Annotated in this window: 31 protein-coding genes and 1 tRNA gene; 10 read left to right on the top strand and 22 right to left on the bottom strand. The window is 37.1% G+C overall.

What is annotated here, in order from left to right; translation table 11 throughout:
- Positions 1-3 precede the first annotated feature (3 nt).
- The 3 genes from AB5Y61_RS00655 to rpiA form a co-directional block, all read right to left on the bottom strand.
- Positions 4-549 carry a DUF1697 domain-containing protein gene (locus AB5Y61_RS00655; RefSeq protein WP_368402607.1) on the bottom strand — a complete coding sequence of 182 codons (546 nt, stop codon included), beginning with the start codon at positions 547-549 and terminating at the stop codon, positions 4-6.
- Position 550: 1 nt separating this feature from the next.
- Positions 551-1,762 carry a phosphopentomutase gene (locus AB5Y61_RS00650; protein WP_368402605.1) on the bottom strand — a complete coding sequence of 404 codons (1,212 nt, stop codon included), beginning with the start codon at positions 1,760-1,762 and terminating at the stop codon, positions 551-553.
- Between the two features lie 93 nt (positions 1,763-1,855).
- Positions 1,856-2,527, bottom strand: coding sequence for a ribose-5-phosphate isomerase RpiA (gene rpiA / locus AB5Y61_RS00645; protein WP_049472022.1), 672 nt, complete (start codon positions 2,525-2,527; stop codon positions 1,856-1,858).
- 162 nt (positions 2,528-2,689) lie between these two features.
- On the opposite strand from rpiA, the gene mnmE reads away from it, so the two are divergent.
- Positions 2,690-4,063 (top strand): tRNA uridine-5-carboxymethylaminomethyl(34) synthesis GTPase MnmE, encoded by a 1,374-nt coding sequence (mnmE, locus tag AB5Y61_RS00640; RefSeq protein ID WP_368402602.1) that lies wholly within the window; start codon positions 2,690-2,692, stop codon positions 4,061-4,063.
- Between the two features lie 295 nt (positions 4,064-4,358).
- Here the strand turns inward: mnmE and AB5Y61_RS00635 are convergent, their stop codons facing one another.
- The 15 genes from AB5Y61_RS00635 to AB5Y61_RS00565 all read right to left on the bottom strand — a co-directional run bounded on the left by AB5Y61_RS00635 (position 4,359) and on the right by AB5Y61_RS00565 (position 14,494).
- Positions 4,359-5,171 (bottom strand): PrsW family glutamic-type intramembrane protease, encoded by an 813-nt coding sequence (locus AB5Y61_RS00635; RefSeq protein ID WP_368402600.1) that lies wholly within the window; start codon positions 5,169-5,171, stop codon positions 4,359-4,361.
- A 115-nt stretch (positions 5,172-5,286) separates the two neighbouring features.
- Entirely contained in the window at positions 5,287-6,255 is a 969-nt protein-coding gene (locus AB5Y61_RS00630; protein WP_368402598.1) for a DUF6287 domain-containing protein, read from the bottom strand.
- Between the two features lie 272 nt (positions 6,256-6,527).
- The gene (locus AB5Y61_RS00625) at positions 6,528-6,815 is read right to left on the bottom strand and encodes a hypothetical protein (protein WP_241672467.1); all 288 of its coding nucleotides are present in this window, start codon (positions 6,813-6,815) and stop codon (positions 6,528-6,530) included.
- A gap of 344 nt (positions 6,816-7,159) precedes the next feature.
- The gene (locus AB5Y61_RS00620; protein WP_223324793.1) at positions 7,160-7,873 is read right to left on the bottom strand and encodes a DUF6572 domain-containing protein; all 714 of its coding nucleotides are present in this window, start codon (positions 7,871-7,873) and stop codon (positions 7,160-7,162) included.
- 174 nt (positions 7,874-8,047) lie between these two features.
- The gene (locus tag AB5Y61_RS00615) at positions 8,048-8,470 is read right to left on the bottom strand and encodes a hypothetical protein (protein WP_223324781.1); all 423 of its coding nucleotides are present in this window, start codon (positions 8,468-8,470) and stop codon (positions 8,048-8,050) included.
- Positions 8,471-8,539: 69 nt separating this feature from the next.
- Positions 8,540-9,094: a hypothetical protein gene (locus AB5Y61_RS00610; RefSeq protein ID WP_070505644.1), complete on the bottom strand. Its 555-nt coding sequence runs from the start codon at positions 9,092-9,094 to the stop codon at positions 8,540-8,542.
- 20 nt (positions 9,095-9,114) lie between these two features.
- Positions 9,115-9,348, bottom strand: a complete 234-nt coding sequence (locus tag AB5Y61_RS00605) for an Imm74 family immunity protein (protein WP_155167766.1) — start codon at positions 9,346-9,348, stop codon at positions 9,115-9,117.
- A 206-nt stretch (positions 9,349-9,554) separates the two neighbouring features.
- Positions 9,555-9,626, bottom strand: a tRNA-Arg gene (locus AB5Y61_RS00600).
- Between the two features lie 43 nt (positions 9,627-9,669).
- A complete protein-coding gene (rplS, locus tag AB5Y61_RS00595; protein ID WP_021153086.1) occupies positions 9,670-10,017 on the bottom strand; it encodes a 50S ribosomal protein L19 in 348 nt (115 codons plus the stop codon).
- Positions 10,018-10,140: 123 nt separating this feature from the next.
- Positions 10,141-11,304 (bottom strand): chloride channel protein, encoded by a 1,164-nt coding sequence (locus AB5Y61_RS00590; RefSeq protein WP_368402727.1) that lies wholly within the window; start codon positions 11,302-11,304, stop codon positions 10,141-10,143.
- Between the two features lie 46 nt (positions 11,305-11,350).
- On the bottom strand, positions 11,351-11,623 hold the full coding sequence (locus tag AB5Y61_RS00585) for a chorismate mutase (RefSeq protein WP_368402595.1): 273 nt from the start codon (positions 11,621-11,623) through the stop codon (positions 11,351-11,353).
- A 63-nt stretch (positions 11,624-11,686) separates the two neighbouring features.
- Positions 11,687-12,130: a flavodoxin gene (locus tag AB5Y61_RS00580; RefSeq protein ID WP_023917941.1), complete on the bottom strand. Its 444-nt coding sequence runs from the start codon at positions 12,128-12,130 to the stop codon at positions 11,687-11,689.
- Positions 12,131-12,293: 163 nt separating this feature from the next.
- Positions 12,294-12,992: a hypothetical protein gene (locus AB5Y61_RS00575; RefSeq protein WP_368402593.1), complete on the bottom strand. Its 699-nt coding sequence runs from the start codon at positions 12,990-12,992 to the stop codon at positions 12,294-12,296.
- Between the two features lie 97 nt (positions 12,993-13,089).
- A complete protein-coding gene (locus tag AB5Y61_RS00570; protein ID WP_368402591.1) occupies positions 13,090-13,794 on the bottom strand; it encodes a hypothetical protein in 705 nt (234 codons plus the stop codon).
- Positions 13,795-13,807: 13 nt separating this feature from the next.
- On the bottom strand, positions 13,808-14,494 hold the full coding sequence (locus tag AB5Y61_RS00565; RefSeq protein ID WP_368402589.1) for a hypothetical protein: 687 nt from the start codon (positions 14,492-14,494) through the stop codon (positions 13,808-13,810).
- Between the two features lie 127 nt (positions 14,495-14,621).
- Between AB5Y61_RS00565 and AB5Y61_RS00560 the strand changes: the two genes are divergently transcribed.
- From AB5Y61_RS00560 to AB5Y61_RS00550, 3 genes are all read left to right on the top strand, one after another.
- Positions 14,622-15,566 (top strand): bifunctional oligoribonuclease/PAP phosphatase NrnA, encoded by a 945-nt coding sequence (locus tag AB5Y61_RS00560; RefSeq protein ID WP_368402587.1) that lies wholly within the window; start codon positions 14,622-14,624, stop codon positions 15,564-15,566.
- Positions 15,567-15,660: 94 nt separating this feature from the next.
- Entirely contained in the window at positions 15,661-16,245 is a 585-nt protein-coding gene (locus AB5Y61_RS00555) for a DUF5336 domain-containing protein (protein WP_049472034.1), read from the top strand.
- A gap of 161 nt (positions 16,246-16,406) precedes the next feature.
- Positions 16,407-16,649, top strand: coding sequence for a type B 50S ribosomal protein L31 (locus AB5Y61_RS00550; RefSeq protein ID WP_021153079.1), 243 nt, complete (start codon positions 16,407-16,409; stop codon positions 16,647-16,649).
- A gap of 104 nt (positions 16,650-16,753) precedes the next feature.
- On the opposite strand, the gene AB5Y61_RS00545 is transcribed toward AB5Y61_RS00550, so the two are convergent.
- Together AB5Y61_RS00545 and AB5Y61_RS00540 are read right to left on the bottom strand one after the other, a co-directional pair.
- Positions 16,754-17,914 (bottom strand): tyrosine-type recombinase/integrase, encoded by a 1,161-nt coding sequence (locus AB5Y61_RS00545; protein ID WP_368402585.1) that lies wholly within the window; start codon positions 17,912-17,914, stop codon positions 16,754-16,756.
- 63 nt (positions 17,915-17,977) lie between these two features.
- On the bottom strand, positions 17,978-18,547 hold the full coding sequence (locus tag AB5Y61_RS00540; RefSeq protein ID WP_368402584.1) for a helix-turn-helix domain-containing protein: 570 nt from the start codon (positions 18,545-18,547) through the stop codon (positions 17,978-17,980).
- Between the two features lie 152 nt (positions 18,548-18,699).
- On the opposite strand from AB5Y61_RS00540, the gene AB5Y61_RS00535 reads away from it, so the two are divergent.
- The 6 genes from AB5Y61_RS00535 to AB5Y61_RS00510 all read left to right on the top strand — a co-directional run bounded on the left by AB5Y61_RS00535 (position 18,700) and on the right by AB5Y61_RS00510 (position 22,378).
- Entirely contained in the window at positions 18,700-18,978 is a 279-nt protein-coding gene (locus tag AB5Y61_RS00535) for a DNA-binding protein (protein WP_195189796.1), read from the top strand.
- 9 nt (positions 18,979-18,987) lie between these two features.
- On the top strand, positions 18,988-19,812 hold the full coding sequence (locus AB5Y61_RS00530; RefSeq protein ID WP_368402582.1) for a phage replisome organizer N-terminal domain-containing protein: 825 nt from the start codon (positions 18,988-18,990) through the stop codon (positions 19,810-19,812).
- A gap of 4 nt (positions 19,813-19,816) precedes the next feature.
- Positions 19,817-20,299: a hypothetical protein gene (locus AB5Y61_RS00525; protein ID WP_368402580.1), complete on the top strand. Its 483-nt coding sequence runs from the start codon at positions 19,817-19,819 to the stop codon at positions 20,297-20,299.
- 174 nt (positions 20,300-20,473) lie between these two features.
- Positions 20,474-21,655 (top strand): MobV family relaxase, encoded by a 1,182-nt coding sequence (gene mobV / locus AB5Y61_RS00520; RefSeq protein WP_368402579.1) that lies wholly within the window; start codon positions 20,474-20,476, stop codon positions 21,653-21,655.
- Between the two features lie 10 nt (positions 21,656-21,665).
- Positions 21,666-22,115 carry a hypothetical protein gene (locus tag AB5Y61_RS00515; RefSeq protein WP_368402578.1) on the top strand — a complete coding sequence of 150 codons (450 nt, stop codon included), beginning with the start codon at positions 21,666-21,668 and terminating at the stop codon, positions 22,113-22,115.
- An 83-nt stretch (positions 22,116-22,198) separates the two neighbouring features.
- Positions 22,199-22,378 (top strand): hypothetical protein, encoded by a 180-nt coding sequence (locus tag AB5Y61_RS00510; RefSeq protein WP_368402576.1) that lies wholly within the window; start codon positions 22,199-22,201, stop codon positions 22,376-22,378.
- Positions 22,379-22,518: 140 nt separating this feature from the next.
- On the opposite strand, the gene AB5Y61_RS00505 is transcribed toward AB5Y61_RS00510, so the two are convergent.
- Positions 22,519-23,397 carry a hypothetical protein gene (locus AB5Y61_RS00505; RefSeq protein WP_368402574.1) on the bottom strand — a complete coding sequence of 293 codons (879 nt, stop codon included), beginning with the start codon at positions 23,395-23,397 and terminating at the stop codon, positions 22,519-22,521.
- Positions 23,397-25,004, bottom strand: coding sequence for an AAA family ATPase (locus AB5Y61_RS00500; RefSeq protein ID WP_368402573.1), 1,608 nt, complete (start codon positions 25,002-25,004; stop codon positions 23,397-23,399). Before AB5Y61_RS00500 ends, AB5Y61_RS00505 begins: the two co-directional genes overlap by 1 nt.
- Positions 25,005-25,473 lie beyond the last annotated feature (469 nt).

Genomic DNA, 25,473 nt, shown 5'->3' with positions numbered 1-25,473 from the left:
CCTTTATGATTTCCTTAAAAATTGGCCAATTTTGTCAAATGTATTGGCATTGCGAATGGTCAACAGGCGGTAATCCGGCATCTTGAGGACTTGTCTGTGGTAAGCGGTCTTTGTGTAGGTCTCTTCTGAGTATTTGCCCCAGTAAATCCCTAGATTCCCACGATGGATGATTTCATCACCGAGCGAAAAAGAGGAAACCAGCTCCCAGACAGCATCCTGATCAAGGCCTTCTGTGTAAAAGAGAACATCCTTGCGGGCCAGATTCTCCTGCCACCAGGCTGGTAGAGCAGCGAGATCTTGCGCATAGTCCTCAGCTGAAAAGAGAGAAAAAGACTGGATAAAGGGATAGCGATCACGAAAGAAATGTCCCAGCAAATCCACCAATTCTGCTTTAGAACCAGTAGATTCAAAGAAGATATTGCCACTATTGATGTAGGTCTCTACCCCATCCAGCCCGATCGTTTGGAGCTCCTCTCGAAGCTCTGCCATTACGACCTTGTTTTTCCCGCCAACATTGATCCCTCTTACGAGGAGAGCGAAGCGTGTCATCTTAGTTCAATTTGTCTAAGAAGCTTTCACCGATCATGGCTTTTTCAACACCAAAGTTCTCTGCAATTGTCGCAGAGATATCAGAGAAATGTCCGACTGGAATCACACCATTGCCCTTGAAGGATGGGCTATAAGCCAAGAATGGGATGTATTCACGCGTATGGTCTGTACCAGCGTAGGTTGGGTCATTCCCGTGGTCTGCTGTGATCATCAAGAGATCGTCTTCACGCATCGCTGCGATAATTTCTGGCAAGCGTTCATCGAACTCATGCAAGCAATCGCGGTAGCCGTGCGCATTGCGACGGTGTCCGTAAAGAGCATCAAAGTCTACCAAGTTGGTAAATGAGAACCCTTCTTGGAACTCAGGAAGTCCCATGGTCTTAATCAAGGTATCCATACCGTGGCTATTTGATTTGTTGTGGCCCATATCGTGGTTGATACCAGCACCGTTGAAGATATCGTTAATCTTACCAACTGCATAGGTATCGATGCCTGCTTCGTTCAACTTGTCCAAAACAGTTGGCGCAAATGGTGAAACAGCCAAGTCACGACGGTTAGCTGTACGTGTGAAATTGCCTGGTTCTCCAACATAAGGACGAGCAATGATCCGACCAAGAAGAGCCGGACGTTCCAAGGTGATCGAACGAGCGTATTCGCAGATACGGTACAACTCATCCAAAGGAATGATGTCTTCGTGAGCTGCGATTTGAAGCACAGGGTCTGCTGATGTATAGATAATCAATTCGCCTGTTTCCATTTGGCGTGGTCCAAAGTCATCGATCACCGCTGTACCAGAATAAGGTTTGTTGGCTTCGCGGATGACCTTACGACCGGAGAATTCTTCGATTTTTGTCAAGATTTCTTCTGGGAATCCATTCCAGAAGGTATCAAAAGGTTCTGTAATGTTGAGCCCCATGATTTCCCAGTGACCAGTCATGGTGTCTTTTCCAAGAGAGACTTCTTCTAACTTCGTTGCGTAACCAGTTGGATTGCTCTCAGCTGGAACAGTCTTCAAGGCTTGTTCACGCGGAATATTTCCAAGACCGATTTTCGCCATGTTTGGTACATTCAAACCGACTGCTTTTGAGATGTGTCCAAGTGTGTCAGATGCTCCATCTGGAACTCCTGCATTGACAAAGTTATTGGCATCTGGTGCAGCACCGATCCCAACTGAATCCAGCACAACTAAATGCATGCGTTTAAATTTTGACATATACTGCCTCTTTCCTTTATTAAACTAGCTATATTATACCATATCCCTATAAGAAGAGAGCCGTTGTTTGATCCGGCTCCTCTTTAGAGAAACCTATTTTTCGATGATGACAGGACCATCTGGTGTCCCTACAATCACTTTTGAAATCATATTCAAGAACAAACCGTGCTCTACAACGCCTACGGTGTGATCTAGTTCATTAGCCAAAGCATCCGTATCCTTGATCACCTTGAGATCCAAGTCAATGATAAAGTTGCCTTGGTCAGTGACAAAGCGTTGATCATCCGCAAGACGGAATGCAGGATGGTAGCCTTTTTGCTCAAAATGACGGAAGAGATTTTCAGCTCCGTATTGCACTACTTCCACTGGTAGTTTGAAAGCCCCAAGGGTTGCGACTTGTTTGGATTCATCCACAATCCAAATGCAGTCTTTTGAATTGGTTGCGACGATCTTTTCCATGAGGAGAGCCCCACCGCCACCTTTGATCCCGTTTAATTGAGGATCCACTTCATCTGCGCCATCTACTGTCACATCGACCACTTCGACATCGTCGATGGCCTTGAGCGGGATGCCTAAACTTTCAGCCTGATCATAGGTCACACTCGAGGTCGTAACTGCTGTGATCTTCAAGCCTTCTTCTTTGATGCGACGACCCAATTCAGCCACAAAATAATAAGCAGTTGACCCTGTACCGAGACCGACAATCATGCCGTCTTTGACAAACTCAGCCGCTTTAATTCCTACCTGTTCTTTTAGGTTTACCATCATAGACCTCCTTTTATATTCTCTTACAGTATAGCATATTCTGTAAGAGATTTCACTAATTAATTGAAAACCTTTCCAACTTTTAGTTCTAAAAGCAAAACCTTGCCCGTCTGCTTACTTTACGATAGAATAGAGATGAATCTACAGGAAAAGAGAATTGACATGATTACTAAAGAATTTGATACCATCGCTGCCATCTCGACTCCTCTCGGTGAGGGGGCTATCGGGATTGTCCGCTTGAGCGGAACCGACAGCTTTGCCATTGCGCAAAAAATCTTTAAAGGAAAAGATTTAACTAGCGTGGCTAGCCATACCCTCAACTACGGCCACATCGTGGATCCGGATAAGGACGAGGTTCTCGACGAAGTCATGGTTGGAGCCATGCGCTCACCTAAGACCTTCACCCGCGAAGATATCATCGAGATCAATACCCACGGAGGGATCGCTGTGACAAACGAAATCCTGCAGCTGGTCATCCGAGAAGGGGCTAGATTAGCTGAGCCAGGTGAATTTACCAAGCGGGCCTTCCTCAACGGCCGGGTCGATTTGACCCAGGCTGAGGCCGTCATGGATATTATCCGCGCCAAGACCGACAAGGCTATGAATATCGCCGTCAAACAGTTAGACGGCTCCCTGTCTGACCTCATCAACAACACGCGCCAAGAGATCCTTAACACACTTGCTCAAGTCGAAGTCAACATCGACTATCCTGAGTACGATGATGTCGAGGAAGCTACCACTGAGATCATTCGAGAAAAGACCACCGAGTTTGAAGCCCTCTTGACCAATTTGCTGAAGACAGCTCGCCGTGGCAAGATCCTCCGAGAGGGAATCTCTACGGCCATCATCGGTCGACCAAACGTCGGCAAGTCTAGTCTTCTAAACAACCTTCTGCGCGAGGAAAAAGCCATCGTGACCGATATCGAAGGAACCACCCGGGACGTCATCGAGGAATACGTCAACATTAACGGCGTTCCCCTCAAACTGGTCGATACGGCTGGGATCCGGGAAACCGAGGACATCGTCGAGCAAATCGGTGTCGAACGTTCGAAAAAAGCCCTCAAGGAAGCGGATCTGGTCCTCCTGGTCCTCAATGCTAGCGAACCCCTGACCGATCAAGATCGCCAGCTCCTTGAGATCTCTCAAGATAGCAACCGCATCATCCTCCTCAACAAGGTCGATCTCCCAGAGAAGATCGAAATTGACCAACTGCCGGAAGATCATATCAAGATTTCCGTTCTGAAAAATCAAAATATTGACCAAATCGAAGACCGGATCAACGCCCTCTTCTTCGAGAATGCCGGCCTGGTCGAGCAAGACGCTACTTACCTCTCTAATGCGCGTCACATCTCTCTGATCGAGAAAGCCGTTGAAAGCCTTCAAGCCGTCAACGAAGGCTTGGCCCTTGGCATGCCGGTTGACCTGCTTCAAGTCGACCTCACCCGCACCTGGGAAATCCTCGGAGAAATCACAGGAGACGCTGCACCAGATGAGCTCATTACCCAACTCTTCAGCCAGTTCTGTCTTGGTAAATAAATCTATTTTAAGATCCTATACTCTTAGAGACTTTCCTTAGGTGAGTACGGACGTCAGCGAACTTCGGAGAAGTTCCATGACTTAGTTTTGAATCTAACGTTTCAAAACTCCCGAGTGCTTGAAACAACAGTGTTTCAAGCACTTTTCTCACGGCGGAAAGTCTCAAATACTTCTTTCAAAATAGAATTTAGTTTACAGCTATAGGATCACCCAGTTTATACAAAAGCAGTAAAACAGTTTGTCCAAAATAAGAAAAATGCGTATGTGTGCAAACATACGCATTCTTTTTTTGTTTTTATTTTCCTTGTTCTAATCGCTCGATGGTTTGATAAGCTTGGTAGATTAGGAAGAGCCCAGTTGCATTCAAGACTGGAATCGCAATCGGCAACTCGGTCACGATTTGTGAGAAGGGTGAATTGCCAACAAAATGGAGTCCAAAACCAGCTACTAAGTATCCCCAGCCTGCTAGAGTTAGGTCCTTACGTCCTCTGCTTGCTTGGACAATTAGGAAGAGCCCTAGCATAACAAGACCTGTGTAGACCCAATGAGACATGGGCGCATTGGCCACACGGCCGAGAATCCCTGACACCGTGTAAGAGAAACCTCCCGGCAGGTCCTGACGAATATAGGCAAAGTCCTCGACGATCTGGAAACCAAGACCAGAGGCAATCGCCAAGAGGAAGATCGACTTGATGCGACGGACACTGAACAAATAGAGGACAAAGAAGATTGGAATCAACTTAAAGGGTTCCTCAAAGAGTGGCGCAGCGATGGCACTCTCGTACTGGTTCCAAAAGTCGCTATTTGGAGCGATCGCTTGAATCATGTCATGGAAATAGGTATTGGCAAAGCTAGACAACCAACCGGCAACAAAGCCTCCACCTAGTAGAGAAAAGAGCACCGGTACCCATGACAACTTCCACTTCTTAGCAAAATGAAAGAGAGCCCAAACAGCAGGAAGTGCATAAACCAAAAGGATGAGGGTAGAAAGTCCCACAATCCCGTACTGACTACCAGACATCCAGCCTTCTGTCAGTGACTGGGTCTCATAGGCCAGCCCGATCGCTAGCAAGAGTATATAGAGAAACAAAATCGATTTGCGTTTCATAAAAGACCTTTCTATGGTGAAATGAAAAAGGCTGGAGGACCAGTCTTTTCCGTGTAGTATCATTGTAACAGGATCAGCTTAAAAAAACAATAAACTGAGCCCTCAAATTCAGATTTTACTTCAGTACGGCAAGAATCTGACGAATCATATCTGGATCCCCATCTGGCAAAGTCACCGTCTCCGCATGATCCAAGATTCCTTGGGTAAATTGCGTCATAAACTCCTCACTATTGAGCTCATCCGCAGACTGTTGCCAGTGGCTCGGTACAGGATAGATCGTCACCGTCCCATCACCGTTGGATGCATAAGTTACATGACCTTCTGCAGAAATAGGTGTAAACAACTGACGAACATCTTTAGGATAGTCAACTCCTAACCCACCAAAGTAAATTTTTGTACCAGCACTCTTTTCATTAATACTCAATTCTGTCGGTACAGACTTGATCACATAAGCCCAGACACGAGCAACTTCAACCTGAGCAGAGGTGTAGCCTGGATAATCATTCTGGTCTGCCTTCTTCGAAGACTTGACCTCACCATCCGAGCGAGTATTCCACTTCTTGGCCTTACTCATCTTAGAGGGACTACTGCTATCGTCTGTATCAGCTTGTTCCCGATCTTTCGGCTGCTCTTTCTTGCGATAGTAGAAATTGTCATTATCGCCATATGCCGGTGACTGACCAGCCCAGATCCGATCCTTGGACTTATCCGAAGCATCATCTTTGCCAGCTTTCTGACCTTTTGGAAGGAGCAAGAGACCGTATCCTCCAATACCCGACTTGGCACTGACCGTCATCTCTGCGATCTGGTCCTTCTGCTTAAAGCTCGATGCATCAAGCTCAACATCCTCGCTGACCAAGCCCTTGTCATCAAAGACCAGCTCATTGCCACGACCATCAATCCAAGTTCCCTTGATACTCGTGTAGTCCTTAGCCTTGATGGCTTTCAAGTCCATGCCAGATTGTTTCTTTTCTTCAGTGCTTGTCTGCTTGGTATCCGAACTCTTAGGCATCACCGTCCTCTGAGGACGACCACACGAAGCCAAGACCAAAGCAGAAAGCACAATCAAAAAACCTTTTTTCATATCAATCTCCCTTCACACACCTACTATTTTAGAAAAATAAGAAAGGAGAGTCAAAGAAAAAGAGGAGGGGGCATAAAAGTCTGTAAAATTATTATTTGAATTTCTAAAGAAATAGAAGTTCAATGTATCGAGCTCCTAGACCATCATTTTTTGTTTTTCTTGTTTTGGGATCATTCGAAAGAACACAGCTCTAAAACAAGGAAACATTGATACTATCAACTCCACACATCCTACATAGACAGTTTCCCTTATTTTTTTAATATGCTTCAAAACTATATTTTAAACAATTTATTTAATCTTTCTAACTCTGATACATTCATATATATTTCTACTCCAGTAACTACCCCCTTACTATAAATAATTCCACAAGAAAACACAATCCTCTTCTGACTCAAAATATTTGACAATATTACAAATGATTCCAAAACATAATCCTCTATAGTAATAAAACAATTATTTTCATCTTTAAAAAACTCTATAAATCCAATATCCTTACACGTATCACCCAAATGAAACCTAAGTGATTTTAAAAAATAATCAAAAAACACATCATTTTCCATAGAAAGCCCTTTCATTTTTAAAATATTATGTTATATCATACAAAAAATAGTTTTGGGACCATTCGAAACAACACGGCTCTAAAACGTCAACACTCTGTCATAAGTGAACTACTCCCCAAAAGTTAGACAGAAAAAATCTAACTTTTGGGGTGCAGTTCAACTGTCAGTGTTTTCTTTTCTATCTCTGTCCCCTGCCGAAATATAAAATATGCTTAGAAAGCCTATTCTAATGGGCTTTTAGAAAATTTTGTCTACTTTTTAGCTATCTTGTTTTTTGACTGACCTTCGCTTTAATACTTTTAATCCCTCATAAATTGATTAATTTTATTCTTCTTAGTTGTTCTTTACTCCGGCAATTCTACCTTCAAGCTCATATCCGTCGGTTGCAATACCTTCTGAACCGCTACGAGGAAGGCTAAGCCGTTATCCGATGGAGAATATTGGAAGGTGATATGGATGATTTTCTTATCAAACTTATCGCCATATCTCTCCTCATATTGCTTGCTTTCGAGGAAGTGAATGTAATTGTTAATTTTTTCCTGCAGAATTTCCAGATGGACTGCTTCTATCTCTTCCTGCCAGCCGACTGAATCCACCAGAAGAAGCTCTAAATGATTATCAACTATACCAATAGCGTCAAGTTCGCTAGGTTCTAGTTCTGAAACAATAGCTTTTTTTACAAGAGCTTTAAACTTTTCAACATCAAACAACTCACGTTGAACTTCTATACTTGGTAGCATAGTTTCAGGATGATTACGTATATAGTTTCTATCAATATCATCTTGCTTACTTAAGGGCCAGTTCCCTGTTTCGGCATAAATCATCACCTCATATGCTTCCCTAGAAGATTGAAATGCTTTATCCATTAGTTCCTTAGTAATGGGGTAGCATACTTCTGGGCCCATAGCTCCTCCAACTTCTTTAAAGAAGCTAATTTCGTAATAACCATCTGTTTCATATACAACAAATCCATCGCCTCTATGTACAATCGTATTGGAATGATTATAATCATCTAACTCATCTTTCTTTGGCCAACGATGATGTTCACAATAAAACATTACTTCTAAAGCATCTTTTTCTGATTTTGAAACACGTTCTGCTAATTTTTGGCTAATGGGAAAGTTAAGCACTTCTTTCCCTCTACTCCACAGAATCTGATAATCATTATTGTTTTTTAATACCGTACAATTTTTGTATTGTTGAATTTCTGTTGTCATACTATTTCTTTTTGTCTATTTCAATGGTGACACATAATCATCTGGAAGTTTGCCTCTCCAGTCAATCCATTTTTGTTCAGCAAGTGGAATTAATGTCTCAAGCTCTTCCTGAGTAAATAATTCCCAACTCTTAGGATTAGCTATTAAAGGAGTTAAGCCTTTTAATACAAATTGTTTCTCACTAGCCTTCTTTTCTTCTTCCGTCGGTGGCCAAGAATCGTGTTTAATCTTCCAAGATACTTCGAGTAGTGATCTCTCTCCACTATCTAATAGAGAGAATAATTCTTGGGGTAAATCATAGACTGCTAACCAAGAAGCCACAGTTCCCTCTTCTGAAACTAAAAAATATTTATCCTCATTTTTCCAAATTGACTTCCCGTATCCTTTTACTTCTTCAAACTGGATAACATCTTCCCATTTTAGGTTTGTTGGTTTCATTTTATATCTCCTAGTGCAGGTTATTTTCTCAACCAGAATATCATAAAATCAGGCTTCTTTTTCTCCTCCTCAATAGGCAATGCCATCTTTTACCCATTTTCTAGTTTCTAACTCCAAATTAAAATAGAAATCACTTCGACCAAATTTATCAAAGGAATCTTCTTTAAGAGCCTCGCATACAATTCTCAGTTTCTTCTTACTTATCTCAGAAATATATAGCATAGTAAACCCTGCAGGAGATTCAATTTGGTCAATTTTCTCACCTTCTAAATTATAAATCTCTAATTCTGAAGGGAGTCCAAAGTCACTTGATGAGCGAAATATACTGAAGATACGCTGATATTTAGGGCTAAAGCGAAGATGATGTAAATGATGAAAAACAATCTGGTGTTGACCATTATGATTCCAATCTACGGTTCCTTCTAGTAGATTTTGTTGCCCTAACAATTTTCCTTCTAAGCTAAAGTAGAAAATGATTTTACTTACAAAGTTTTCTCCACTATAGACGATAACAATGTTCTCATTTTTATTATATTCCGCATGAATGATATCTGGTAGTTCTATCTTTATTACACAACCATCCCACTCCCATGTGACCATCTGTTCACTGTAATCGATTCTCATCATCCTTCTCCTACTCTAACTCAGATAAATTCGATCTGTATTGTTTGCTCAGTCATCATGGAATCCACTTCCTCAACAAGTTTATCTATCTCGCTCTCTGTGATACGAATGTGGTTGTATGGTGGCTCCCAATTCTGTATACTTGACCTATATGCAGTAAAACTTCCATTGGTTAACAATTCTCCCTTTGCTTTTAAAACATAACCATTTTCATAGTCAAATGTGATGATAGACTTTGTACCAGAAATTTTCATTTTCTCACTTTTCTTATATCCCTTTCAGATTAAACTTTTAGAGCACTCATAATTTTTTTAATTTGGTATTCAAAAAAGGTAGGACTACCTTAAAATTCAGTGTCTCTTTTTCCACTATTATACCATACAAGAACTTTCCCTAAGATCCATCCTTGTATAAACCAAAAAAAAAAACACTGGCGAATCAGTGTTTTACTTATCTATATTGTCCCCTGCCGGAATCGAACCAGCAACTACTCCTTAGGAGGGAGTTGTTATATCCATTGAACTAAGGGGACTTATAAAAAAAGAAGCGAGATCACTCCCGCCTCCTTGTTCGTCTTAACGACGGATTTCTTTAATACGAGCTGCTTTACCTTGCAATGCACGAAGGTAGTACAATTTCGCACGACGTACTTTACCGTAACGTACAACTTCAATCTTGTCTACACGTGGAGTGTGTACTGGGAATGTACGTTCAACACCGACACCGTTAGAGATTTTACGAACAGTGTACATTTCAGTGTGTCCTTGACCTTTACGAGCGATAACAACGCCTTCAAAGATCTGGATACGTTCACGAGATCCTTCGACAACTTTCGCGTGTACACGAACAGTGTCACCAGGACGGAATGCAGGGATATCAGTACGAAGTTGACCTTCAGTCAAGCTTTGGATTAATGGATTCATTTTATTCTCCTATCTTCGTCAATCTTGAGGGACCTCCCTCAGCGGATAAACTGTATTTTTGTGCTTCCATTACGCACAGAAACTATCATATCAGATATTTTCAGGTTTGTAAAGCTCTTTTCTCTACTTTTTTGCAACTTTTTGGCCGGAATAAATGCTCCACTCTTTTGGTAGGCAATAGGCGATGGCGCAGGCGATCACAAAGAAAGGAAGGTTGGCATAGCCAAAGACTTCTCCTCCGATCAAGATCGGTGCGAGCAAGGTCGTGGTCGCACTACCAAAGACACTGGCATAACCGATAGCAGCCACCACTAAGACGGGTAAGCCCAGCAGAGGAGCGAGAAAAACGCCAAGTGTAGCTCCGATCGCAAAGAGCGGTGTCACTTCTCCTCCTTGGTACCCAGCAGAGATGGTCACCACAGTAAAGAGGAGCTTGAGGATCCAGTCATAACTCTGCGCACTACCCTGATGAAAAGCCAGATCAATCAGATTGGTTCCGAGTCCGCTATAAGTGCCGACCTTGGTCAGCTGGAGGGTCAAGAGGACCAAGCTGAGTCCAGTCCCTATAAGGGCAATCCGGATATAAGGATTAGGCAGAACTTTCGCGACAGTTTGTTTCAACCAAGAAAGGCTAACTGCAAAGAGCTTCCCAGCGAGGCCAAAAGCTAGGCCAAGAAGGGCGACTTTGATCAAGGTCTCTGGTGTCCAGCTCAGCGTTTCCTTGAGTGGCACAGCAAACTTCTCCAAGCCAAGAGCATGAGAGGTAAAGCTCGCCACGATCGAGGCGATGAGTGCTGGATAGAGAGCAATCAACTGCAACTCCCCAACTGTCAAGACTTCCAGGGCAAAGAAGGTTGCTGCTAGTGGTGTCTGAAAGAGCCCCGCAAAACCTGCTGCCATCCCTGTCATGAGAAAGATACGCGAAGCATCTTGAAACTGGAAATAACGGGCAAAACGATGCGAAAGGGTTGCTCCGATCTGGACCGCTACGCCTTCCCGACCAACCGAACCGCCGAAGAGGTGGCTCATCCAGGTCGTCAGCATGATCAAGGGCACCAAGACCAAGGGGATTTTCTCCTCACGTGCGTGCCCGACATCAAAGATCAATCCCATCCCTTTTGAAGCCTTCCCACCAAAACGTTTATAAAGATAAACGATGACAAGCCCCGCTAAGGCCAGAAAAAGAATCAAGGGCCAATGCTGGCTTCGGAAATCTCCGATCAGGAGCAATCCTTGACCAAAAATCATGTCAATGGCACCGACCAAGAGACCGATGAAGAGGGCCATCCCTGTTAGGACCACATATTGCTGTGCTTTTTGCTTGATAGATAGACTAGTCACGCGCCCTCACCTCCTCTTGGAAGTCTCTCGAGCGCTTCATCATATCTTGAAACTGAGCTTGAATAGTCGCACGATACTGATCATCCGTCACGAGAGAGCCGACTTTCTCAAGCACCTCTCTTTCCCTTCTCTGATCGAGTACAGGTAGGCCCTGCTGCTCCTTATATTCTATAATCTGACCGACACAAACCATCCGTTTTTCCAGCAAGGCTACAAGCTCTTGATCGATCTGGTCAATGTCCTTACGAATCTGATCTAAATCCATGTGTCTCCTCTTTATTTTGGATATAAATCGAGGCTGTAATCCATCGATCCAGCCTCTTTGTCATTAATTTGCTTTGGCTACGAGTTCTTCCGCAAAGGCTTCTAATTTTTCAATGTCTTCGTCTTCTGCAGACAAATCAACTTTGACATTTTCAGAACCTTTTTCAGCACCCGTCGCAGCGAAGCAACGGTCGAAATCATCAACTGCTTTACAGAATTCATCGTAGAAGGTATCCCCTGATCCTACAACACCGTAAAGTTTGCCTTTGAGATCAAGGCCAGCCAAATCTTCGTAGAAATCTTGAATCTCATCTGGAAGCTCTCCATCACCGTATGTATAAGTCGCTACCACCGCGATATCTGCTTCAAGGAAATCCTCCGCATCCACAGTTGTACACTCATCCACATCTACTTCGACACCAAGATCACGGAATTTATCCGCTACGATATCGGCGATTTCTTCAGTATTTCCAGTCATACTAGCAAAAACAATTTTCGCTACAGTCATAATTTCCTCCCAAAATCTATTTTCCGTATTATACCACTTTTTCAAGCATTTTGCACGAAACCTTTCCCGAGAAGATGAAAGCCATGGCTTATTCAAAGAAATTGGTCCGATGGAATCTAATCACCCTCGTTTTCTTTTTGAATTTCTTTAATAGTTTCAATTATTATCCGTTTTCCTTCTCCAACTCGTACTCCTCTTTAATATCTTTAATACGCTGGATTTCTTCATCCAGTTTTTTATTAAATTCAGATTCAGTCTTATATGGATATGAAAAACGGCTCCAGGTATACCACTTCAGCCCTTCATCGCCTTTAAAATACCATTCAAGTTTTACTGGTAAATAATCTTTATTATAGGTGATCCGAACTTTCGAAAATTTGTCAGTTTTATCTAAAACTCTAGCCTCAAATTCAGGTGTCTTTTCATCTTTCACTAGCGATTTAGTAATTAGAGGTTTCGGATCTCGCTCAATGATATAGTTTGATTTCTCGATCTCATCTTTTGAAACCTTTAAATTCAGAATTGCGGAGGTGACATTTCGGTATAAGAATAAATGATATCTGTCATCAGGCTTTTCATCTGAACTACCATCATACATCTTCCCATTTTTTTCAACTACCTGAGTTATACTATAAAAATTATTACTCTTTAAATCATAGCCATTCTCAAAATTAAATTTATATAAATTTTCATTTTCCGAATCATCTACAACAATAAATCGTTGTTGTTCTAATATCGATTTTGAATTTTCTTGAGTCTTACCTCTTTGAACTACTATGAAAATTCCAGCAACAACTACAAGAATCAAAGCAACTAGAAATACTTTGAAATATAATCGCTTCTTTTTAACTTCTTTCATCATATCCATCTCATTCTAGCAACATATCCAATCCAAAGGAAATGTCTTCCTAACAATACATTCGGGCCTTATATAAGCTCAGCTTCATTTCAATAAGAGGTTAATCACCCTCGTTTTCTTCTTGAATTTCTTTAATAGTTTCAATTTCTTCATCAAGCTTTTTATTAAAATCAGTCTCGTTTTTGAATGGATATGAATATAATTGCCAAGTATACCATTTAAGTCCTTTATTTCCTTTATAGTACCACTCAATTTTAGTAGGTAGAAACTCTTTATTGTATGTGATGCGGACTTTTGAAAATTGATTCTTTTTTCGATATTTATATTGCAACTCAAATTCTGGTGGGTATTTCTCTTTTAGAAATTTTTGATTTATTAAAGATTCTGGAGATCGTTCAATCTGAAAATGATGCTTTTCAATCTCTTCTGGCGTAACTTTTAAATTCAATAATATTGATGATATTCCACCATTTAGTGCACGTTCATAAAATCCTTTAGTCGTATAGACTCCACTTTTACCATATAATTTATTATTTTTAATCACAGTGCTATAAGACACAAATAAGTTCTCTGCTTGCAGATCAAATCCTGCTCCCGCATTGTTTCCTTGATCTAAATCATCTTGATTTTGCACAAAAACAAATCGCTGTTTCTGTAAAATAGCATAAACATCCTTTGGTTGCTGTTGAATATGATTAACTATTTGGAAGCTTAAAACAGCAGCTATTATTATGACTACCACGATTAAGAGAAGATGCTTCTTCGATAGAGCTTTTAACTTTAATGAATTTTTTAATACTTTCATATCACTCTATATCCTAATCTCCTTCTTTTTCACTTTCAATCTCTTTGATCAGCTGGATTTGCTCCTCTAATTTCTTATCGAAGTCAGATTTGTTTTTAAATGGGTAAGAATAGGTACGCCAGGTGTACCATTTGAGGCCTTCCTCTCCCTTATAGTACCATTCGATTTTAGTGGGTAACAATTCATTGTTGTAGGTGATTCGAACCTTAGAAAATTGACGATTTTTCTTTAAATAAATCGCTTCAAATTCCGGGGGATATTCTTCTTTCATCAATTTATCGTCCACAAATCTTTTCGGTGAGCTAGTAATTTGATAGTTCGATTTCTTAATTTCATCAGTAGTAATTTTCTTACTTAATAGAACTGATGATAATTCGTTATTTACTGCAGAACTGAAATACTTATTTCTAACACGATCTACATTATAACCACCGTATACTGTATCGTCTTTTACTACTGTTTGAGCATTATTATAAAATTCTTGTTCCTTTAAATCAAAACCAACCACAAATTCCTTATAGCTAGGATCTCCATTTTCAACCAGGACAAACTGTTTATTTTTTAAAAGACTCCATGAAGATTGATTGTTACTGCAACTACTTAGGAATACTACAATAAGCATTACGACCAACACTATCACAATCATTTTAGGAAATTGTAACCATCGTTTTCTTTTCATTGATTGTTTAATTTCTTTCATCATATTCATCCATTCTACCAAAATAATGAAGTTCTGTAAAACCGCTTCCACTGCCCCTACATAGTGATAAATGCTTGCTGGATGGGCCTTTTTTATGTTAAAATTGACAGAGAAAATGAGGTAATGTATGAACGTAATGAATGACATTCTTGAAAAGATTCAAGCTTATGACACGATTATTATCCACCGTCATCAAAATCCGGATCCGGATGCGATTGGGAGCCAGGTGGGCTTGCGGGATCTCCTGCGTGCGCACTTCCCTCAAAAGCGGGTCTTGGCAACTGGCTATGATGAGCCGACCTTGACCTGGCTTTCCGAGATGGACGAGGTCAAGGATGAGGATTATGAAGGGGCTTTGGTGATTGTCTGTGACACGGCCAATACTCCCCGCATCGATGACAAGCGCTATACGTCTGGTGATTTCCTAATCAAGATCGACCACCATCCAAATGACGATGCATATGGCGATCTGCTCTGGGTTGATACAGACTCAAGCTCTACCAGTGAGCTGATTGCACTTTTTGCTAAGGAATTGGATCTCGAACTCCCGGTTAGTGCTGCGCGTCTCCTCTATGCAGGAATCGTCGGCGATACGGGTCGCTTCCTTTATCCTGCTACTTCGACTCGGACTTTTGAGATCGCTGCAACTCTTCGGAGCATTCCTTTTGATTTTACAGCCCTTGCTCGTCAAATGGATACGATCAATCTCAAGACGGCTAAGCTTCAAGGCTATGTCTATGACCATCTTGAGATCGATGAACATGGCGCTGCGCGTGTGACCTTGACACAAGAACTCTTAAAGAAATTCGATCTACGGGATTCCGAGACTGCTGCAATTGTCGGAGCTCCTGGACGCATTGATACCGTGTCTGTTTGGGCTATCTTTGTAGAGCAGCCTGACGGTCACTTCCGTGTTCGGATGCGCAGCAAACGAAAAGTGATTAACGAAATTGCCAAACGACATAATGGTGGTGGCCATCCACTAGCTAGTGGAGCTAACTCCTACTCCCTTGCGGAAAATGACCAAATCTACCAAGAGCTACAAGATGTGGCTCGCACAAACGAAGGCTGAGAACTGTTTCTTAGCCTTTTTATCTTGACATGGGGTTTTCATATACGTTCACTTGTGGTAAAATAAAGCTAATAAAATTTTAAGGAGACTTATTATGGAAAAAAATCGTTTGTTTATTATTATCTCTGCTGCGGTAGCATTTCTTAGCTCTTTCTTGCCATGGGCAAGCCTGAACGCCGGTGCTTTTGGTTCATACAGCTGGAATGGCCTTCGCGGAGATGGTTGGTTCGTTATTATCTTTGCAGTTGTTGCGATTGTCCTTGCATGCTTGAGTGATATAAAATCTTCACTTCCAAAAGGTTTTGCAATTGGTGTTATCGTATCAGGGGCTCTCTCAACTATCGTAACATTGATCGATGTCTTCGGTGTGAACAAGTATGCTGCTGATTTCAATGGCTATGGCGTTTCAATCGGCTTTGGTTTGATCCTCGCTTTGATCGCATCTATCGCTATTGTTGTGACTGGTCTCTTAGCGATGTCAGGTGGTAAAATCACTAAAGGAACATTCGAAGAACTTGCTGAATCTGGAAAAGGATTTGCCCAATCTGTTGGACGCGTAACATCTTCTACTGTAAAAACTGCTGTAGATGAAATCAAAAAAGAAACTCACGAACACACTGAGGGACAAGCTGATCAACCGGTTGAAGCACCAAAAGATCCAAATCAATCTGAACAATAATAATATCAGAATCGCCTTGGTCCTGCCAGGGTGATTTTTTTGATCATTAATTTAAATAAAATTAGTGAAAATACTTGTCAAGATCCTGGAAATTTGGTACACTAGCTAAGTAACAATCTATGGCTCGGAAAGAGACCATGGCAGAAAGGAAATATTGCAAAATGAAAAAAGATATCCATCCAGAATATCGCCCTGTTGTCTTCATGGACACTACTACTGGTTACAAGTTCGTCAGCGGTTCAACTAAGTACTCTAGCGAAACAGTTGAATTCGAAGGTGAAACTTACCCATTGATCCGTGTTGAAATTTCATCAGACTCACACCCATTCTACACTGGACGTCAAAAGTTCACTCAAGCAGATGGACGTGTGGATCGTTTCAACAAAAAATACGGTCTCAAATAAGAAACCGTATAACGAACTTAAAAACGTTGAAAATAAAGCCTTTTCCAAGAAATTGGAATTGGCTTTTTTCTTTTTAGTACCGTTTTTTGTACCGTCTTGGAAAATTAGTCTTTCCACCCATTCATATAATTTGCAAACTTATTAATAGCTTTTACTTCACCTACTACTGTTGTATGACTATATGTATCTAAAGTCATTTGGCTACTTGCATGACCTAATCTTTTCGCTGTATTAACTGGATCAATACCGATTTCAATCATTAGTGTAGCATGAGTATGCCTGAAACCATGAGGTGTGATTTTCTTTAAACCATGTTTATCAATAATTCTTTTTAAAATACTATTTATATAATCCTGATAAAGCGGTTCTTCCTCACCGTTTCGATTAATAAAAGTAAACATATACGATTCACCAAGATTTAAAGGAGTGACCATTAACTTTCCTTTTTCTCTTAATGATTGTCGCTTCCATTCAGAAAGTATATCTACTGTATCTTGATCTAACCTTATCTGACGCACCGAGAATTTGTTCTTGGTGCTTTTTTCTAGTGCTTTTCCATTAATTCTACCTAGGTTCTTACTCACTGATAGTATCTGATTATCAAAATCTAAATCAGACCACCTCAATGAATACAATTCCCCTTTTCGTAACCCACTATAAGCTAATAATCTGAATAAAGCATAATTTTTGTAGGGTTCTTCTTCTTTTACAATTTTTAAAAATTGATGAAGCTCTTGAACTGTAAAATAATTCTGTGATTCTATCTTCTCCCTTTTTGGAAGAACCACTCCTTTTACTGGATTATCACTAATCAATTTCATCTTAATAGCAAATTCAAATATCTGACTAATGTATGACTTGATCTGCTTTATATTCCTAAAAGTCTTACCTTTTTCAGTAATTAGCTCTTGACATTGCCATGGTGTAATTTTGGAAATTTTAAATTCACCTAAACTCGGAAGAATATGAAGCCTAAATAAATCATCCGTACGCACACTTGTAGTCAACTCAACAGTATCCTGATATGTTTTAAACCATTCTTCAAAAACATTTATAAAGGACTTATTTGAAGCACTCAGGAGCTCTGTGAGTTCCCCTGAGTATTTCTTTTGCATCATCAATGTTTCATACTGCTTCGCTTCCCTAAGTGTCTTAAAACCGCTTTTAAAATAGTCATGACGCTTTCCATCTATTACTCTATAAATTCTAACTTTATAAAGATAGCCTGATTTTGATTTTTTAGCTTTGTATTTAATAATTGACATCTTAATTTCCCCTTTATTTTATATGGTTTCGGAGCTTATAAAATAAAGAAATTAGATACTCAACTATTTTTTCTTAATTGCTTGCTTGTATTCGTCAGTATTTATCCAAGCTTCCCATAAATAATGATATGGAGAATTAGAAGTACTACTTGTGTTGAAATCATGTGGGATCTCATCACTTATTTTACTGAGTTTTTGTTTAAAATATTTTACAAATTCAGGTGGATAGTTGTCATTCAATAATATTTTAGAAATACTATCTACTGTTTCAGATTTTAACACAGCCATAAATCCAGGAACATAATCATTAAAAGGAGTCCAACTAGTTAATTTATCTAAATTTGATTCTCCCTTTGCTTTTTTAATGAACGCTTCTAGTAAAGATTCTTCACTAGGGTTAATTAATTTTCTATTGTCATCTACTCCCATCAGATAGGGTATTGAAACATTAAAATAATCCGATAAAATCGTTGCGTTATCTCTTTTCGGAGTACGTACTTGTCTTTTATATGCTGACAACGTTTCATAATTTATTCCAGTTTCTTGGCTTATTTGTTTTAATGTTTTATTGCTTTCTTCAATTAATTCACCAATTCTATTTGGTATTTTCTTAAAAGGATCAATATTTTTCATATAAATCACTCCTTACTTTTAAAAATATTTTATCACATCTATACAAATTTGTACATCTTTTTTGTTGACAAGGTACATTTTTGTATGTTATATTATATATACGTACATTTTAGTACGAACAGGGGCTTATACAATAAAGAAAGAGGTACCATATGTCAGATCAATTTACTATCAGTTTACCTAAAGCAACTGAGAAAATGTTAATTGCAAGATACAATAATATGATTCAAAAAGCCGTCGAAAAAGCATTTGAAGATAAGGAACTATATAAACCTATGGTTCGTATGGCAGGATTGAGTCGTTGGCTAGATGTTTCTACTACTACTATAATTAAATGGCAAAGAGAGGGGATGCCTCATATTGTTATTGATGGAGTCACTTTATATGATAAACATAAAGTGACTGAATGGTTAAAAAAATATGAAAGATGAGGATTCTGTATGTCTGATTCGAAAAAATATTATTACATGAGGTTGAAAGAAGATTTTTTTGATACTGAAGAACTACTTCTCTTGGAAAATCAACCTGATGGCGAAAAGTACTCAAATATCCTTTTGAAGTTATATTTAAAAAGTTTGAAGAATGAGGGTAAATTGATGTATAGAGATAGGATCCCCTACAATCCATGGTTAATAGCTACTATGACAAGGCAACCGGTTGCTGTTGTCGAAAAAGCATTACATTTATTCCAGGAGCTTGAGTTAATTGAGGTGTTGGACAATGGTGCAATCTATATGATGGATATTCAAAACTTTATAGGGAAAACAACAACAGAAGCCGATCGCAAAAGAGAATATAGAAATAGAATTGCTAACGAAAAACAAAATATTTTATTATCTGGACAAAAGTCCGACAAAAGTCCGACAAATCTCCACCAGAGTCTAGAGATTAGAGATAAGAGATTAGAGAATAGATATTTAGTTCTAGAAGAGCCTAAAAATAATCCTCCAAAAAAGAAGAATTTTATAGGTGAAAATTACTATAACTTAGTTCAGGTCATTGCTGATAAATATAATGATCGTTTTATGTATCCCCAAGGTTTTGTTTTAAAACACTCTCAAAAAATGAAGATTGGAAAATACCTTGAATCAAATTATATACAAAGTAATGAGATCATGGATTTAATTGACAGGATTCCTTCAACCACAGAAAGTCCATTAGCTTATTTGTTTAAGATGATAGAAAATCTCATTCAAGAGAGAAGACAAGAAGAAAAAATAAGAGCACATAAGATTGCTTCTGATCATTACAAAGAAGGATCATAACATCATGAATATAAAATGCAATGAATTAATCGAATTCTTAGTTAATAAGTCACTACAGTTTTCCAATAACAATTCAATTTGTATTGAATTGCAAGAAATTAAAGAAATATTGTTTTTCTCAAATGAATCTATTTTTGATTTGGTATTCCAAATGAAACGAAAGAAATTTTATTACCCAGTTCATTTTGGAAACAAATTAGTTATCTCGGAAAGAAACATTTTTGATTATGTAGATATCTATGATAATGATTATTTAGGTTATAGATTATCTATCGATTTTGAATCACTTATTAACGGAGGTACAAATATGATCGAACAGTCCATTACACATTCAGTTAATGAAAACAATTATCATAAAACGGAAAAGAAAAAACAATACCAGTTTATTATAAAACCATCAAATAGAGATAAATTAGAAAAATTGGTAAAAGAAAACAATTTTAAATCTGCTTCTTCTTTCCTGGATAGTCTAATAGAATCTATGTGATTCTCGACATGCTTGCATGTGTAACGCACTTTTACCATTTGGTAAAGTATAGTGCGTTATACTTCACTTGGAAGTATGCTGGATCTTAAATAGATTTCTGATCTTAAATAGCTGTTTATTTTAATTTATATAGTCTATTTAAATTCTTATAAGATATTTAAAAAGGAGCAAAAAATGAGCCAAATTGTAGCACGAATGCAAAAGCTAAAAAGTTCTAATTTAGGTGGAATCTACTATCATAATGAACGTATATTTAAAAATCATAGCAATAAAAAGATTGATCCTTCAAAAACTCATCTAAATTATGAACTAACTGATCGTAACAAAGAACTAACATATAAAAAGCAAATCACTGATTTCATTGATGAAAATAAAGTAAGCAGTCGATCTATTCGAAAGGATGCGGTAATGTGCAATGAATGGATCATAACATCTGACAGTACTTTTTTCAAAAAATTAGATAATGAAGAAATTAAATGCTTTTTTGAAACCTCTAAAGATTTTTTTGAAAAGAAATATGGCAAGGAAAATATTGCATTTGCTAGTGTTCATATGGATGAAAGTACACCTCATATGCACTTAGGTATAGTTCCAATGGTAGAGGGTAAATTATCTTCTAAACAGATGTTTAACAGAGAAGAACTTCTTAAAATTCAAAATGATTTACCAAAATATTTAAATGAAAATGGATATGATATTCATAGGGGGAAAGAAGGTAGCACTGCTAAACACCTTACAGTAAAAGAATATAAAGATTTACAAAGTCAGTTAGAAGAAAAAACAGAAAAAGTAAATGATGCTAAACATGAATTAGCAAACATACAAAACGAACTCGTAAAAAATAAAAGAGAGCTTGGGGAACTTAGCAAGGTACTAGAATCAAATGATAAGATTCAGCAAAATTGGGATAATGAATTAGCTATAAAAAAGAAAAAACTCCCCTTTGGTAAAGAGCAGATTGTAATGGATCCTGAATCCTATAATAAGATTAAATCAAGTTATTTGGACAAAGAAATGAAAGTAGCCAAACTTGAACAAGATATATTTAAATTAAGAAATGAGATGATAATAGAGAAATCAAAGGGAGAAAAATATAGAAATATAGCAATCTCAAAGGATCGGCACATTTCTGAACTTACTAAAAAGCAACAAGCTTTACAGAATAAGTATAAAAAGCTTCTGGAAAGATTTAGAATAATGTGTGTCAAATCAAAACGGTGGCGGGAATTCGCAAAAAAACATACTTCTACTCCTCTTTTCAAAAGCCAGTTACTCATAGTCAATTCACTAAATCCAATTAAACTAATAGTTTCAGTTGTTCAACAAATAAATAAGGTTATGGATAAAAATATGTAAGGAGAAAAAAATGACAGAAAATAAAGGTTTTAAACTGACTTACTCCGGAGAACTCACTGGTAAATACATTTCCGCACTACTCATCTCAATTGCAAAACAACTAAAAGTTGAGAATGCTAATGAACTTCCACAAATTTTATTAAATAATTCAATTTATAGACAGTTCCTAACAAAACAAATCTATATAAAAAACCTAAAAGATCACCTTTTCAATCAACTAGGGGTAAAAATTACAATCAAAAATATTGATAATAATACTAAGAATCTATATTTAATTGTAACTGATGTTACTAGATTTCGTGAGAATATCTCATTCTATCTACTTGATACATTTACTACCAAAGAACTAGTTGATCATTTAGAATTAACTGAAAAAAGATTAAGCCTTAAAGAAAGAATAGAAAAACACAAAATGGCTATGAGGGCAGAAATCGAAGAACTAAGATCAAATAGAAAATAGTTTTAAAATTTGTAATTTTTTTCCAGTTTTTTATCACTTTAATGGCATACTAATATTAGTAACAAAGAAAGGAGGATTTTACGATGTTTAAAAGTAAAACATATTCGACTGTAAAATTCTACAAACAGGGTAAAATCGTTGATTATGAAGATATCGCACTTCCGGGAAAACTTACTAAACAAGAAGTTAAAGCAATCGTAACAGATCAATACGGTTATGAAGTAATCAGCGTTCCTCATTGTATTTGTCAAACACCAAAATAGAATGTTTGACTTTTAAGGATGCAAATAGCATCCTTTTTCTATTTTCAAGAAACTGATTGAAATGAAAAAGAATGCTGATAAATTAACATTCTTTTAAATATTTTTAATAAAAGATATATGATACTAAAAATTTATCATTTTTAAACAATCTTTAATATACTTGACTCGTCTATTATGTATCGTGCAAACAACTTTGGTTGGTTTTTAATAGCATCCTTTAGTTTTATTACAATCATTTTTTCAGTTTCTGTTTTTAAAATATAATCCGGAAATACCTTAAAAAATGATTCATTAATAAATTGACTTAATTTTTCGTATTTATCTTCTAAGGATAATCCTATCAATAATCCCTTGGTAATATTTTCTATTGATGAAATAGCCATATTAATAAATTGCATAATAAAATTTCGGTATCTTTTATGTAATTGAAACACATCATTTATAAAATAAAAGTAATCATTATTGCTTTCGTCAATCTTTACTTCAATTTCTACTTTAAATTTTTTTCTCAAGCAAAATTTTATTTTTGGTTCACTGCAACATTCGATTTCAGAAAAAAGTGGATGAAAAATTTTGCATCCATTAACTATATCACTCTTTTTACGATTACAGACATTGCAGAAATAGACTAAATTTATTGGAGATAAGATATATTGTTGATACTCACTCTTAGGGAATACATGTTCTATAGATTTTTTATAATTAAAAAGATTTAAATAAGACAAACCACAAACAGGACACTCTTTAGAATCTTCAAGCATTCCTTTTAATACACTTTTATGTTTTTCCCAAAAAGCCCCATAGTTATTACCAACTATCTCTTTATTTTTTGTTATTATAGTTTCGTTATATGTATAGTTAGCAATAGCATTAGAATAGTAGGTTGTTGCTTCATTAGATATATATTCCTCGAGCTTATTTAAAATCTCTCTATCATCATCTGAAATTCTTTCCAAAGCTATATAATGTTGAAATTGGCATTGATAATCTTTTTCTTCCCTACATATACTATTTAGCATCAATCTTCCTCACTTCCATATACTTCAGAAAGTAAAAGACTCTTATAAAGCATTCCATCTCTACCAAATTCTAAAACTTCAATATCTTCCTTTGAAAAATTATATTTTTCAGGATTACTTATAATATCTTTAATCAATCTATAGAATCCTGATTTATATTGGTTAAGATTAAAAATTGTATTTGTTAATGTTGATAAGTTTTCACCGAAAGTTTCATACTCAGGTTCACACATCTTTATACCACCCTTATCATTGGGTTGAATAATTTTCACGCAATCCCTAGGTATCTCCTGGACTATAATTGGCGAGTGAGTAGTTAAAATACAAAGACCGTTTTTCTTTTTCATGATATCCGAAATACTACGAATATAATTTGAAATCATAGGAGGGTGTAAAAAAAGTTCAGGTTCATCGATAAGAACTAAATTAAATTGTTCTACTTCTGTTATCAAAGTAGATATAGATAAAAGTATTATTTTTTGACCTGCACTCATTTGCCAAAATACTTTCCTATACGCTCTTTCCGCTTCTTCAGCCGTTGTCTTCTTTTCAATTTGTTTTTCTATCTCATTAACTATCGGTAAAATATCGCCATCAAAATCCTGATTTCCCAATATTTCTTTAAAAAACAACCAATTATCCCTGTTATCTATCAATCGTTCAATCAAGCTATGAAATAGTGAAAACAATTGATTAAAATTTAGAGGTTCATTACCATTTTGGTATTGTCCAAGATACTTTACATTCCCATTTTTCCCTATTGGGAGACCATTTTTCAAATACATACTATCAAACGGACTAAAGGAAATTAATATAACCTTTGAAAAATAGTCCTCTGGAGAATCAACTTTAATATCTTGAATAGAAGAAAATGAAATGTCTAATCTTTCATCATTCTTTTTAAAGTTAGATTTTACTTGTAATTTTTGTTTAATCGCTAATAACAAAATATCTTTTATAAAAGTTGTTTTCCCCGATCCATTGTTTCCTATAATAGCATGGACATTCTGTGGAAATGCAGTTTCTGAATCAGCAGCAAAATTAATTTCAGAAAAAACTTCATCATTTAATGAATACGTATAGGTTATGTTATATCCTTCTCTACTTCCTTCATCAGCTAAAGGTTTTAATGTGAATTCGACTAATCTAATTGCGTTATCATAAGAATAGCCTCTAAAAAAGGAATTTTTTACTACTTCATGATGGTGATAATGAATATTTTTTTGTTTCTTATCATAATTAACACATAAATCATTTAAATCTTGTAAAATCTCTTTACAAATCCTTTTGTTATAATATCTATGTAAATTAAAATAGAAGTCACTATTACCAATACTCACAAATCCATCTGGTAATTTTTCATATATTTTGCTAGTATCAAACTCATTAAAAGCTATATATTTCCCATTTTGGAGCGAAGCATTCAATCTTGCAATTCCTATTGAACCTACCTTCTCTACTTTGCCATTATCATCAGGCTTATATACCTCAAATACTGTTTCGAAACCATAATCATCCCAATAATTTTGTTCAAAAAATAAAAAATCTTGAAATTCTTTATAAGATACAGAAGTATCTATATATCTACTAAAAAACTTATACTTCATTTTATATCTATACCTCTTTAGAAAAAAAAACCATAAAGATCAGAAAAACGTTCTGAAGCTTTAGTTAAATACCAATATAATTATATCAAAATAGTAATAAAAAATCTATAAGAAGCATAAAATGTCTTGATTTACGGAATTAAATATACGAAACAACTCTATATAATTTTAAGTGATCTTAATGAATTTTGTGAAATTATTTTAGTCTTATTTTAAGGAGGTAAATAGCATAGTCTTTTCTTTATTTTATAAGCTCCGAAACAAAATATTTAGTACCTTTTTGGTACCCATTCAATTATACATAATATAGTACACGTAACAATTCTGGAAAAACCTCCGTTTAAAATACGCTATCTAATAGGTATTTAAGCATATAATGGAAGCTCCTTGTAAAATACGGTCTCAAATAAGAACCAACACAGAACCACTTCCCTTTCGGGAGTGGTTTTTTTGAGTTCTTCCTTTCTTA

It is taken from the genome of Streptococcus parasanguinis (genome assembly GCF_040908565.1).
Taxonomy (GTDB): domain Bacteria; phylum Bacillota; class Bacilli; order Lactobacillales; family Streptococcaceae; genus Streptococcus; species Streptococcus parasanguinis_AC.
The sequence above is the reverse complement of the archived record's forward strand: the minus strand, read 5'-3'. Positions and strand labels throughout refer to the sequence as shown.